The following is a 12,287-nucleotide window of genomic DNA, read 5'->3' as shown; positions in this document are numbered from 1 at the left end:
GCGCGGCCGTCCTGTCACCACAGCTAGGGCGCGCCCACCTCGTCCACCAGCGTTGACAGGGGAAGCGCATACACCTCCTGCAGCAGCGCCACGAGCTGCTGCGCCGCAGCCGCCACCACGGCCTGTCCCTTGTCCGCAGAGGCGGCCGCAGCATTGCCCACCGCGCCGGCGGGGTGGTAGTCCTGCATCTGCCAGCCCAGCTTGGCGCTCTTGCCGTTGCCCAGAATGGCGTACTGCTCCGACCGGTCCTGCGAGGTGGAGCGGAAGTCCCGCGCGTGCTCCATGTGCACGGTGCCAGGCGCCAGGTGCAGCATCATCGACGTCTCGATCTCGCCCGCATGGATGCCGAAGCGGTGCTCCTGCGCGCTGAACTGCCCGGCCACTGCATCGGGCAGCGGCAGGCTGAACCAGCTGGCGCTGTAGACGATGAGGTCGCAGCGGGTGCGCAGCTCGCGCGCCACGATGTCCATCACGCTGACCTGGCCGCCGTGGCCGTTGAAGAGCAGCAGCTTCCGGATGCCGGCGCGCGCCACGCATTCGCCGATCTCCGTCCACAGCGCGATCACCGTGGCGGGCGATAGAGTGAGCGTCCCGGGAAAGCGGATGTGCTCCGGACTCAGGCCCACGTTCTGCGGCGGCAAAAACAGCACCGGCAGGTCGGCGGGCAGCTGCGGCAGCGCGGCGTCGATCACGCCCTGCAGCAGGGTGGCATCCACCGACAGCGGCAGGTGCGGCCCGTGCTGCTCGATGGCGGCCACGGGCAGCACGGCCACGGTGTGCGCGGCCTGGCCGGAGGCTTTCAGCTGCGCGAAGTCGCGCGTCGAGAGGTCGGCCCAGAAACGCGAGGGCAGTGGCGGCATGGCGGATAGGGGAGCGGCAGCGGCAGTCATGCCCGCCATGGTAGCCGCGCGGGGGCCGTGGCGGGGCCCCGGCGCTACCATTGCACCCATGACCCACGACCTCTTTCGACAAGACGCCTACCTGCGCGAATGCAGCGCCCACATCACCGCCATCACCGATGCTGGCATCGTGCTGGACCAGACCGTGTTCTACCCCCTGGGCGGCGGCCAGGCCGGGGACAGCGGCGTGCTGGTGCTGGCGGATGGCACCGAGATCGCGATTGCCGACACCCGCAAGGGCAAGGACGCCGAGGGCAAGCCCACCAGCGACATCGTGCATGTTCCAGCCCCCGGGCAGGAAGACCGCCTGGCGAAGCTGGCGGCTGGCACTGCGGTCACCGCCCGCATCGACTGGGAGCGCCGCCACCGCATGATGCGGCTGCACACCACGTCGCACCTGCTGTGCCATGTGGTGCCGCAGTTGGTCAACGGCTGCTCGATCACGCCTGACTATGCGCGGCTGGACTTTGCGATGACCGACCCGCTGGACAAGGACCAACTGACCGCCGCCATCGCCACGCTGGTGGCCGCCGCGCACCCGCTCACCGTGGCATCGATCAGCGACGAGGAGCTGGACGCCAACCCCACGCTGGTCAAGAGCATGAGCGTGCAGCCACCGCGCGGCACGGGGCGCATCCGCACCATCCGCATCGGGGGTGACGGCGGTGACGGCGGCACACCGCTGATCGACCTGCAGCCCTGCGGCGGCACGCACGTGGCCAACACGGCAGAGATCGGCGCCATCGTGGTCACCAAGATCGAGAAGAAGAGCGCCACCACCCGCAGGGTGGTGCTGGGCTTCGCCCAGTGAGGCCACGCCAGAAGCACGCCCGGTGAGGCTGCTCCAGAAGCACAGCACCCGTTGCCCCCGCTGCGCGGTGCAGAGGGCTTCGAAGCGCGAGAAGGCCCAACGTCAACAATCGTGAACCGGGCCCGCGCCTTCGTTGCAATGGCTTACCCAGGCTTTTGCACAACAGGGACAATAGCGACCCACGCGCGCGGCTGTATTGCCTGTTGTCTGTCTTGCCTTCCAGGCCTCTGCCTGGGCCGCGGCGCCCCCTGAATCTGCCGCCATGCCGCCTGCCCTGCGCCCCGCCTCTCTCGCTTCCATCCGCCAGCACCGCTGGTTCCGCCCTGCGGCCTGCACGCTGGCGGGGTTGATCGGCGTGTGGGCGGTGGCCTGGCTGGCCGTGCCGCCGCTGCTCAAGGGCCCGCTGGAGCGTGCGGCCACCGCGCAACTGGGCCGTGCGGTCACCGTGGGCGCCATCGATTTCAAACCCTGGACGCTGGAACTCGCGCTGCGCGATATCGCCGTGGCGGGCGCTGCGGGCGCGCCGCCGCAGCTCACCATCGGCCGCGTGTATGTGGATGGCGAGCTGCAGTCGCTGCTGCGCTTCGCGCCGGTGGTGGACGCCTTCACCGTCGAGAACCCGGTGCTGCGTGTCACGCACCTGAGCGACGGCCGGTACGACGTGGACGACATCATCGCCAAGGTCACAGCGCCCACGGGCGAGCCCGACAGCGGCCCGGCGCGCCTGGCGCTCTACAACCTGGCGTTGACGGGCGGCAGCATCGACTTCAACGACCAGAGCGTGGGCAAGACGCACGAGGTGCGGGACCTGGCGCTGAAGGTGCCGTTCATCAGCACACTGTCCACGCAGCACGAGGTCAAGGTCGAGCCCCACCTCTCCTTTGCACTCAACGGCAGCCGCTTCGACTCGTCGGCAGCGGGCACGCCGTTTGCGCAGACGGGCCGGGGTGATGCGAGCATTCGCCTGGACGGCCTGCGGTTGCCCCCCTACCTGGGCTACCTGCCCGCCAGCCTGCCGGTCAAGGTGCAGGACGCCACGCTGGATGTGGACGTGAAGGTGGCCTTCGAGCAGGCGCCACGCATGTCCGTGAAGCTGACCGGCACCGTGCAGGCGCGCGATGTGCGGCTGACCGACCGCCACGGCGGCGACCTGCTGTCGTACGAGCGACTGAAGGTGGACATGGCCGATGTGCGCCCGCTGGAGCAGGTGGTGCACCTGAGCCAGGTGGAGCTGACCGCGCCCGTGGTGACGGCGGCGCGCGATGCGTCGGGCCGGATCAATTGGGCGCAGCTGGCGCCGAGCCCGGCAGCCACCAGCGCGCAGACAGCATCGACGACCACCGGCCCCACATCGTCAGCAGAGCCGTCGGCATCGACGGCGTCGGCATCCGAGACCACCGCCAGCGCCGCAGCTTCTGCGCCATCCCCCAGTGCAAGCCAGGCGGCCTCTGCGCCACGCGCTGGTGCCAGCAAGGCTGTCAGCAAGCCAGCCGCCGCACGACCCGCCTGGGCCGTGCGCGTGGACCGCGCCGCGATGCGCGGCGGCACCGTGCGGTGGTCGGACCAAGGCACCCGGCCCGCCGCCACGCTGCAGGCCACGGACTTCACGCTCGACATGGCGGACCTGGCGCTGCCGCTCGTCAAGCCCTTCAGCTTCAAGGGCGGGCTCAAGCTGCAGGACGGCGGCTTGCAGTTCACCGGCGAGGCCACCGACCAGAAGGCGCAGGTGAACGCGTCGGCGCAGGCGCTGTCGCTGCAACTGGCCGCGCCTTACCTGGCGCAGGTGCTGGAGCCCTCCGTCGCAGGCCTGATCACCGGCGACCTGGGCGTGGCATGGGAGGCGCCCGGCGCCAAGGCGGCGCAGGCCGGTGCCACCGGCGTGACGCTGACCGCCGGCCCGCTGGCGCTGGAGCAACTGGCCGTGAAGCAGGGCCGCACCACGGTGGTGGGCCTGACCAAGCTGGCGGTCGAAGGCGTGCAGGTGCCGCTGGATGCGCGCACGGCCACGCTGGCCAGGCTGACCCTGTCCCAACCCCTGGCGGCGGTTGAGCGCGGCACGGACGGGCGGTGGATGTTCGAGCGCTGGACGAAGGCCGCCAGCCCCGCGCCGACACCAGCCGTCGACAGCAGTGGCAGTGGCAGTGGCAGTGGCAGTGGCAGTGGCAGTGGCAGTGGCAGTGGCAGTAGCAGTAGCACCAGCAGCACGAGTACCGCCACCACGAACGCCACCAGCGCCAGCACCTCCACCCCTGCGCCCTGGAAGCTGCGCGTGGCCGACCTCGCGGTGGAAGGCGGCACCGTCACGTTCGCCGACAACGCCCAGGCCCGCCCTGTGGCGCTGGACCTGTCGGCACTGAACATCACCGCCAAGAACCTGGCCAGCGACGGCAGCAAGCCCGAGGCGTTCCAGCTGTCCGCACGCGCTGCCGCACCCCGCAAAGGCAACGGCAAACCCGAGGCCGGCAAGATCGACTACCAGGGCACGCTGGCCCTGCAGCCGCTGTCGGCGCAGGGCAAGCTCGACCTGGCGCGGGTGCCGCTGCATGCGCTGGATGGCTATCTGGCCAGCCAGCTGTCGGTGGAGTTGCTGCGGGCCGATGTGGGCTTCAAGGGCCAGGTTGCACTGGCACTGGGCGACAAGGGCCCCAGCCTGCGCCTGGCGGGCGATGTCGCCATCGATGAGCTCACGGCCAACAGCACCGCCGCCTCCACGCCCAAGACCGAAGCCCAGGTGGGCGAGGAACTGCTGGCCTGGAAGAGCCTGAACCTGCGCGGCCTGTCCGTGGCCACGGCGCCCGGCACTGCGCCCCGCGTGGAGGTCAAGGAGACCAGCCTGGTGGACTTCTTCGCGCGCATCACGGTGAACGAGGCGGGCCGCATCAACCTGACCGACATCGCCAAGACGCCCGCCGAGGCGCAGGCAGCCAACGCGGCCAGTGCAGCGAATGCGGCCACCGCCGCAGCCTCGGCCAGCGGGCCTGCCGCCGCGTCAGCAGCCGCTGCCAGCACACCCGCCAGCGCTGCCGTCGCCAAGGCCGACCCGCTGGCACCTGTGGTGCAGTTCGGGCCGGTGAGCCTGGTCAACGGCAAGGTGCTGTTCTCGGACTTTTTCATCAAGCCCAACTACTCCGCCGACCTGTCGGAGCTGACCGGCAAGCTGAGCGCCTTCTCGTCCGAGACGCCCGGCGGCGAGCCCGTGCTGGCGGACCTCGAACTGCGCGGCCGGGCGGAAGGCTCGGCGTCGCTGGAGATCACCGGCAAGCTCAACCCGCTGGCCAAGCCGCTGGCGCTCGACATCGTGGGCAAGGTGCGCGACCTGGAGCTGCCGCCGCTCACGCCCTACGCCGTGAAGTACGCCGGCCACGGCATCGAGCGCGGCAAGCTCAGCATGGACGTGAACTACAAGGTGCTGCCCAGCGGCCAGCTCACCGCCAGCAACCGGCTGGTGCTCAACCAGCTGACCTTTGGCGAGCCCGTGCAGGGCGCGCCCAACAGCCTGCCGGTGAAGCTGGCCGTGGCCCTGCTGGCCGACCGCGACGGCGTGATCGACCTGGACCTGCCCATCAGCGGCTCTCTGAACGACCCGCAGTTCCGCCTGGGGCCGGTCATCGGCCGGGTCATCGTCAACCTGATCGGCAAGGCGCTGACTGCTCCGTTCAGCCTGCTGGCCAACGCCTTTGGCGGCGGCAGCGAGATGAGCCATGTGGCCTTTGCGCCCGGCAGCGCGGCGCTCTCGGCGGATGCGAAGCAGAACCTGGACAAGGTGGTGAAGGCCCTGGCCGACCGGCCTGCGCTCAAGATCACCGTGACCGGCATGGCCAGCCTGAAGGACGAGCGCGAAGGCCTGCAGCGCGAGCGCCTGCAGCAGCAGGTGCTGGCCGAAAAGCGCCGCGCCAACCCTGCCGACAGCAGCCCGGTGTCGGCCGCCGAATATCCCGCCCTGCTCAAGGAGGTGTACCGCCGCGCCGACATGGCCAAGCCGCGCAACCTGGTCGGCCTGGCCAAGGAGCTCACGGTGCCCGAGATGGAAGCCCTGCTGCTGGCCAACCAGAGCGCCACCGAGGCCATGGCGGCCGACCTGGCCCACGACCGCGGCCAGGCGATCCGCAGCTATCTGGTGGCGCAGAAGCTGCCGGCCGAGCGGCTCTTCGTGGCGGCGCCCAAGTCGGGCAACCAGCCCGACAAGTGGACGCCGCGGGCGGATCTGAGCCTCGAGGCTCGGTAGCCTCGCTGAGCCGCTGCGCGGCTTCCCCCTTCATAGGGACGTCCCCGGTGAACCGGCAGCCAGATCACAAGGTGCACTGGCGGTGGCCCAGCGCCGGTTGGAAGGGGGATGACCGGGGATTACATCCCCCCAGCACATCGGGGCCGTGGCGCGCCGATTTTCAACGGCCGGGCTGCCCCGCGCACAATGGCGGACCACCGGAATCGACGGAGCGGGCCGGAACCAACGGCGCCGCGCCCGCTCCCACACTGCAACCATGCCTTCACGCCTGCTCAACCGCCTTGCAGTTACTCTGCTTTTGATAGCTGCCAGCGCTTTCTGGACAAGCGCCAACGCCCAATTCAGCCCCAAAACGACAGGCCAGGGGACCAGCGTGGTCACCACGCCGTACGTCCGGGCCGAGCTGATGGCCCATGCGCCCCAGGGCGTGGCGCCGGGGCAGCCGCTGTGGCTGGGGCTGCAGATCACCCACCAGCCCGAGTGGCACACCTACTGGAAGAACCCGGGCGATTCCGGCCTGCCCACCGACCTGGCCTGGACGCTGCCCGCCGGGCTGGACGCGGGCGAGATCGCCTGGCCGCTGCCCAGGAAGATCCCCATCGGCACGCTGGCCAACTACGGTTATGAAGGCACGGTGCTGCTGCCCGTGCCCGTCACGGTGGCCAGCACCTTTGCCGCCGGCCCGCTCGCCAAGGACGCCGTCATCCAGCTGCGCGCCTCCTGGCTGGTGTGCCGCAAGGAGTGCATTCCCGAAGAGGGCGATTTCACCCTGCAATTGCCGCTGCGCAGCACCACGGCGCTCAACGGCGCCGCGTTCGAGGCGGCGGCCAAGGCGCAGCCCCAGCCGGTGCTGGCGGGCACCAACGGCATCGTGCCGGACAGCCAGGCGCAGATCGCCGACGGCAACGCGCTGCAGGTCAGCGTGCACGGCCTGCCGGTGGCGCTGCGCGGCAAGACCCTGGATTTGTTCCCGGAAACCAGCGAAGTCATCGAGAACGCAGCGCAGTGGACGCAGGCCTGGAACGGCAGCGTGTGGACGGCAAAAATTCCGCTGGCCGCCCAGCGCAGCAGCAGCCCCAGCCTGATGCCCGTCGTGCTGGCCGAACGGGCTGCGGAGCAAGGCGCAGCCGCCCACGGCACGGGCCCCGACACCCGCACCGGCTACCGCGCAGAACTCAAGGTGCTGGGCACCTGGCCGCAGGGCGCGGCGGTGGCCAGCGTCTCACCCGCGCTGGACGCCGCGCTCAAGGCCAATGCGGCGCAGGCAGCCCAGGCCACAGGCGGCGCGGGAGGAGCGCCGCTGGCGGGCTCCGGCGCCTCCACCCTCACCCTGTCGGCCGCGCTGCTGGGGGCCTTGCTGGGCGGGCTCATCCTGAACCTCATGCCCTGCGTATTTCCGGTGCTGGCGATCAAGGTCGTGGGCTTTACCCAGCACGCGCAGGACCGCCGCGCGCACCGCCTGAGCGGTCTGGCCTACACGGCCGGCGTGGTGCTGTCGTTCCTGCTGCTGGGCGCGCTCATGCTGGGCCTGCGCGCTGCGGGCGAGGCGGTGGGCTGGGGCTTTCAGCTGCAGTCGCCCGCGGTGGTGGCCGCACTTGCCGCGCTGTTCACGGTGATCGGGCTGAACCTGGCGGGGGTGTTCGAGTTCGGGCACCTGCTGCCGTCGTCCGTGGCCAGCCTGCAGGCGCGCCACCCGGTGGCCGACAGCTTTCTGACCGGCGTGCTGGCCGTGGCCGTGGCCTCGCCCTGCACCGCGCCGTTCATGGGTGCGTCGATGGGTCTCACGGCCACGCTGCCGGTGCCCCAGGCGCTCGCGGTGTTCGCGCTGCTGGGCCTGGGCCTGGCGCTGCCGTATCTGGCCGCGAGCTTCATCCCCGCCGTGGCGCGCGCCCTGCCCCGCCCCGGCGCATGGATGGACACCTTCCGCAAGTTCATGGCCTTCCCCATGTTCGCCACTGTGGTGTGGCTGGTGTGGGTGCTGGGGCAGCAAAGCGGTATCGACGGCGCGGGTGCGCTGCTTATATTGCTGGTGGGCGTGGGCCTGGTGGCCTGGTCGCTGTCGCTGGCGGGCCGCGCACGCCGCTGGATGGCCACGGTGTCGGTCGCCGCGTTCGCGCTGCTGGCCTGGTCGTTCGGGCCGCACATCACCAACGCATCGCCCGCACACACCGCAGAGGCCACCCGCGCCGGCGGCGCGCAGTGGCAGGCCTGGGCGCCGGACGCGGCCGAGCAGATCGTGGCCAGCGGCCGCCCCGTGTTCGTGGACTTCACCGCCGCGTGGTGCGTGACTTGCCAGTACAACAAGAAGACGACGCTGGCCGATAGCGACGTGCTGGCCGACCTGTCCGCCAAGAACGTGGCCTTGCTGCGCGCCGACTGGACGCGCCGCGACCCGGCCATCACCGCCGCGCTGGCCCAGCTGGGGCGCAGCGGCGTGCCGGTGTACGTGTTCTACCGGGCCGGCAAGCCGCCCGTGGTGCTGACCGAAGTGCTGAGCGTGCAGGAGGTGCGCGCCACCATCGCCCAGCTGTAAAGGCAATGAACAGCGCGGCCACGCGGCGGCGCTGGGTTCCGTGCGGCGCGTTGTTCGTCGTGTTGTCGTTGTTCACCTTAGCCATCTACCGAAGGAGATTCCGCCATGAAGTTGCTTCGCCGTACGCTGATTGCCTCTGCCGCCGCGCTGTTCGCCACCGGCGCCGCGCAGGCCGCCACCACCGTGGGCCAGCCCGCCCCCGACTTCACGCTCAAGGACGCCACCGGCAAGACCGTGAAGCTGTCGGACTTCAAGGGCAAGCATGTGGTGCTGGAGTGGACCAACCCCGGCTGCCCCTTCGTGCGCAAGCACTACGACAGCGGCAACATGCCCGCGACGCAAAAGGACGCCACCGGCAAGAACGTGGTGTGGCTGGCGGTCAACTCCACCGAGAAGGCCAGCAGCGACTACCTGGAGCCGGCCCGGCTCACGGCCTGGCTCACCGAACGCAAGGCCCAGCCCACCGCGGTGCTCATGGACGAGGAAGGCACCGTGGGCAAGAGCTACGGCGCACGCACCACACCGCACATGTACATCGTCAACCCGCAGGGCGTGCTGGTGTACGCGGGCGGCATCGACAGCATCCCCTCGGCCCGCCCGGCCGACATCGAGAAGGCCACCAACTATGTGAAGGTGGGGCTGTCGGAAGCGTTGGCGGGCAAACCGATTTCAGCGGCGACGACGCAGCCGTATGGGTGCAGCATCAAGTACAAGTCGTAGGCGCCGCCCGACGAATCGACAGGCTTCAGAGTCCAAGCTGGATTCATCAATGCATGGCCAGCTTCGAGCACCCCGCCTCCAGTGCTTTGAACAGGTCTTTGGACGTTTCCACTTCGCCTCTCACGTCCATGTACTGAGCAGCGATCCGCTCGCCATCTTTTGACGAGAAGAACAAGACGGGCTCGTGGCTGATATTGACTGTGCCGTCCAGCATTTCTATTCGACCCAGGAATATAGGGAATAGGGTCGTCATGTCCTTGGCCTCGACCAATTTTTTGGGCTTGAGGGAGGACATTTGCTCAATGAAGCCGCCCAGATCCGGGCTGCCGAGGCAATGTTTGGACTTGCCATTGGCAACGACATGCAGATAAAAGAAATCTTCGTGGCTGGCTCGGTGGGCCACCAGTGAAGTGCGATCACTTTTGAAGTAGTACACCAGCCCGGGAGATCTCTCGAAATTCAAAACTTCCATGTCGCCAACCCCGGGATATCCGCCCGGCCACATTGCAGAATAGAAGACCATGGAACCCGCCCCAAAGGCAAAGCCGAAAAAAAGCAAAGCTGAATAGACAAAGGCTTTTTTCATTAGAAAACATGCACCATGGTGCCTTTCGGAGCCCAGTCAAACAGAGACCTGGCATCGTTTTCTGACAATCTTACGCACCCATGCGAGCCAAACCATTCGCCCAACTTGCCCCTCGCTGCGCGAACCACGGATAGCGGCACTGCACCGTGGTATTGATGAAATGCTTTCTTATCACTGGTAAAGAACATGGCGTAGTTCATTTGCACGTTGTAAGTGCGGCTTCTATAAATTTTGCTTTTCTCGTATATTTTAAAAGTCCCACGGTCGGTCGGATGACTTTCGTCTCCAGTCACGCAGTCAAAAACAAAGACCCTTTTCAAGCCCTCCATCGCCTCAACGGTCTGGAGCGATAAATTGACTTTGATTGTTTTTGAAACCTTACTGGGATTCTTCTTTGGCGGCACCATGCTTACCCTCGAGATTAGAGGACCAGAGTTTAGGCACAGGTCAAACAGAACGCACTGCCCATTCCGCCAACATTTACACAGTTACGGCCATCCGCCAATTACCGCTTTCTTTCGCCAGTCCTCCGCTCGGTTGATGTGGCAATTTAAATTCAAAGAGAATAATATTTTTTAGCCAGTTACAGCGGCCCCCAGCCTCTGCGACAAACTCCGCGCCGCCTCGCGCAGATGCTGCGCCGACGCGCTGCTTGGCCCCGTCTGCAGCGTGGCACTGGGTCCGATCACCGCCAGGCACAGCACCAACTGGCCGAACCCGTCGAACACCGGGGTGGCCAGCGCGCTGATGCCGGGCAACAACTGATCGGTCACTTGGGCCACCTGGTGCGTGCGCACTAGTTCCAGCTCCGCTGCGAACGCAGGATCATCCAGCGCCCCTGCAAAGCCCTCGGCCGCCAGCGCGGCAGCGGCACGCTCGCGCGGGCCGAAAGCCGCGAACACCTTGCCCGTGGCCGTGTGGCGCACCGACGCGGTGGTGCCGTGGCGCATGGCCACGTACACCGCGGTGGGGCCTTCTTCCACGCGGATGATGGTGGGGCCGTTGTCGCCCCAGACCGAGGCCGACACGGTGTAGCCGATGCGCTGGGCCAGCGCGGGCAGCTCGGCGATGGCCAGGCGCACCGGGTCCACCTGCTGCAGGCTGATCAGGCCCAGCTGCATGGCCAGCGGGCCCAGGCCGTAGTGGCCGCTCACGGCGTCCTGCTCGATGAGGCCCAGCTTGCCGAAGCTCACCAGGTACGGGTGCGCCTTGGCGGGCGTCATCTCGGCGGCGCGGGCCAGGTCCTTGAGCGCCATGCGGCGGCCGGTGCGGGCCAGCACCTTGAGCAGTTGCCCACCCACTTCCACGCTCTGTATGCCACGCGGCGTGCGCGGGCTGGTGTCGTCTTCGTCGTCGGGGCGGGGCGGGTCGATGGGGGAGGAAGGCATGGCTGCGATTGTCCACGGCAAGCGCTGGCGTCTGAATCTCCGGGTTTTCACCTAAGCAAATGCGTTAGACATTGGCGAATTTATTGCCTAACATCAAAACATTCCGTTTAGATAAACGCATTCACCCATAACGAATTTCACACCATGACCACCAAGACCTTTGCCTCCGCCGCCGACCTGGACGTCAAGAAGGTGAGCTTCGACAAGCTTTCCGACCATGCGTACGCCTATACGGCCGAGGGCGACCCCAACACCGGCATCATCATTGGCGACGACGCCGTGATGGTCATCGACACCCAGGCCACGCCCGTGATGGCGCAGGACGTGATCCGCCGCATCCGCGAGGTGACCGACAAACCCATCAAGTACGTGCTGCTGTCCCACTACCACGCGGTGCGCGTGCTGGGCGCGAGTGCCTATGGGGCGGAGCACATCATTGCCAGCGAGGACACGCGCGATTTGATCGTCGAGCGCGGCCAGTTCGACAAGGACAGCGAGATCGGCCGCTTCCCGCGCCTGTTCCAGAACGTGGAGAGCGTGCCGGACGGCCTGACCTGGCCCACGATGACCTTCAACAAGAAGATGACGCTGTGGCTGGGCACGCTGGAGGTGCAGATCCTGCAGCTGGGCCGCGGCCACACCAAGGGCGACACCGTGGCCTGGCTGCCGCAGGAAAAGATCCTCTTCAGCGGCGACCTGGTGGAGTTCGACGCCACCCCGTATGCGGGCGACGCGTACTTCCAGGACTGGCCGCAGACGCTCGACAACATCGCGGCCCTGAAGCCCGAAAAGCTCGTGCCCGGCCGCGGCGCCGCGCTGCAGACGCCCGACCAGGTGCAGGCCGGGCTGGCCGGCACGCGCGCCTTCATCAGCGACCTGTACGAGAGCGTGAAGGCCAGCGCCGCCCAGGGCGAAGACCTGCGCAAGGTGTACGAGGCCACGTTCGCGAAACTGCAACCCAAGTACGGCCACTGGGTGATCTTCAACCACTGCATGCCGTTCGACGTGACCCGCGCCTACGACGAAGCCACGCAGTACCCGGACCCGCGCATCTGGACGGCCGAGCGGGATGTGCAGATGTGGAAGTCCCTGGAAGGTTGAATAGAGAACAACACCCTGAGGCGC

9 protein-coding genes are annotated in these 12,287 nt (G+C 67.8%); 5 read left to right on the top strand and 4 right to left on the bottom strand.

The features are described from left to right. Window positions 1-23 precede the first annotated feature (23 nt). Window positions 24-890 (bottom strand): creatininase family protein, encoded by an 867-nt coding sequence (locus ACIGHN_RS14730; protein ID WP_056420147.1) that lies wholly within the window; start codon window positions 888-890, stop codon window positions 24-26. Between the two features lie 58 nt (window positions 891-948). Here ACIGHN_RS14730 and ACIGHN_RS14725 point away from each other — a divergent pair, with 58 nt between their 5' ends. The 4 genes from ACIGHN_RS14725 to ACIGHN_RS14710 all read left to right on the top strand — a co-directional run bounded on the left by ACIGHN_RS14725 (window position 949) and on the right by ACIGHN_RS14710 (window position 9,188). Beyond that, the gene (locus tag ACIGHN_RS14725) at window positions 949-1,710 is read left to right on the top strand and encodes an alanyl-tRNA editing protein (protein WP_396504981.1); all 762 of its coding nucleotides are present in this window, start codon (window positions 949-951) and stop codon (window positions 1,708-1,710) included. Between the two features lie 262 nt (window positions 1,711-1,972). Beyond that, entirely contained in the window at window positions 1,973-5,935 is a 3,963-nt protein-coding gene (locus tag ACIGHN_RS14720) for a DUF748 domain-containing protein (protein ID WP_396504980.1), read from the top strand. 256 nt (window positions 5,936-6,191) lie between these two features. Next, a complete protein-coding gene (locus tag ACIGHN_RS14715; RefSeq protein ID WP_396504979.1) occupies window positions 6,192-8,468 on the top strand; it encodes a protein-disulfide reductase DsbD family protein in 2,277 nt (758 codons plus the stop codon). Between the two features lie 105 nt (window positions 8,469-8,573). Continuing rightward, window positions 8,574-9,188, top strand: coding sequence for a thioredoxin family protein (locus tag ACIGHN_RS14710; protein ID WP_056420160.1), 615 nt, complete (start codon window positions 8,574-8,576; stop codon window positions 9,186-9,188). Window positions 9,189-9,234: 46 nt separating this feature from the next. On the opposite strand, the gene ACIGHN_RS14705 is transcribed toward ACIGHN_RS14710, so the two are convergent. The 3 genes from ACIGHN_RS14705 to ACIGHN_RS14695 form a co-directional block, all read right to left on the bottom strand. Next, window positions 9,235-9,774, bottom strand: a complete 540-nt coding sequence (locus ACIGHN_RS14705; protein ID WP_396504978.1) for a hypothetical protein — start codon at window positions 9,772-9,774, stop codon at window positions 9,235-9,237. After that, a complete protein-coding gene (locus tag ACIGHN_RS14700) occupies window positions 9,774-10,181 on the bottom strand; it encodes a L,D-transpeptidase (protein WP_396504977.1) in 408 nt (135 codons plus the stop codon). The genes ACIGHN_RS14705 and ACIGHN_RS14700 overlap by 1 nt, the downstream gene beginning before the upstream one ends. A gap of 168 nt (window positions 10,182-10,349) precedes the next feature. Further along, entirely contained in the window at window positions 10,350-11,162 is an 813-nt protein-coding gene (locus tag ACIGHN_RS14695) for an IclR family transcriptional regulator (RefSeq protein WP_396504976.1), read from the bottom strand. Window positions 11,163-11,306: 144 nt separating this feature from the next. Between ACIGHN_RS14695 and ACIGHN_RS14690 the strand changes: the two genes are divergently transcribed. Then, window positions 11,307-12,263, top strand: a complete 957-nt coding sequence (locus ACIGHN_RS14690) for an MBL fold metallo-hydrolase (protein WP_056172744.1) — start codon at window positions 11,307-11,309, stop codon at window positions 12,261-12,263. Window positions 12,264-12,287 lie beyond the last annotated feature (24 nt).

Origin of the sequence: Acidovorax sp. NPDC077693 (genome assembly GCF_044542805.1) — a bacterium.
Classification (GTDB): domain Bacteria; phylum Pseudomonadota; class Gammaproteobacteria; order Burkholderiales; family Burkholderiaceae_C; genus Acidovorax.
Note: the sequence above shows the minus strand (reverse complement) of the source record. Positions and strands in the feature narration are given on the sequence as shown.

Coding starts and splice junctions, on each gene's coding strand:
- ACIGHN_RS14730 (WP_056420147.1), bottom strand. CDS start 890: ATGACTGCCGCTGCCGCTCCCCTATCCGCCATGCCGCCACTGCCCTCG.
- ACIGHN_RS14725 (WP_396504981.1), top strand. CDS start 949: ATGACCCACGACCTCTTTCGACAAGACGCCTACCTGCGCGAATGCAGC.
- ACIGHN_RS14720 (WP_396504980.1), top strand. CDS start 1,973: ATGCCGCCTGCCCTGCGCCCCGCCTCTCTCGCTTCCATCCGCCAGCAC.
- ACIGHN_RS14715 (WP_396504979.1), top strand. CDS start 6,192: ATGCCTTCACGCCTGCTCAACCGCCTTGCAGTTACTCTGCTTTTGATA.
- ACIGHN_RS14710 (WP_056420160.1), top strand. CDS start 8,574: ATGAAGTTGCTTCGCCGTACGCTGATTGCCTCTGCCGCCGCGCTGTTC.
- ACIGHN_RS14705 (WP_396504978.1), bottom strand. CDS start 9,774: ATGAAAAAAGCCTTTGTCTATTCAGCTTTGCTTTTTTTCGGCTTTGCC.
- ACIGHN_RS14700 (WP_396504977.1), bottom strand. CDS start 10,181: ATGGTGCCGCCAAAGAAGAATCCCAGTAAGGTTTCAAAAACAATCAAA.
- ACIGHN_RS14695 (WP_396504976.1), bottom strand. CDS start 11,162: ATGCCTTCCTCCCCCATCGACCCGCCCCGCCCCGACGACGAAGACGAC.
- ACIGHN_RS14690 (WP_056172744.1), top strand. CDS start 11,307: ATGACCACCAAGACCTTTGCCTCCGCCGCCGACCTGGACGTCAAGAAG.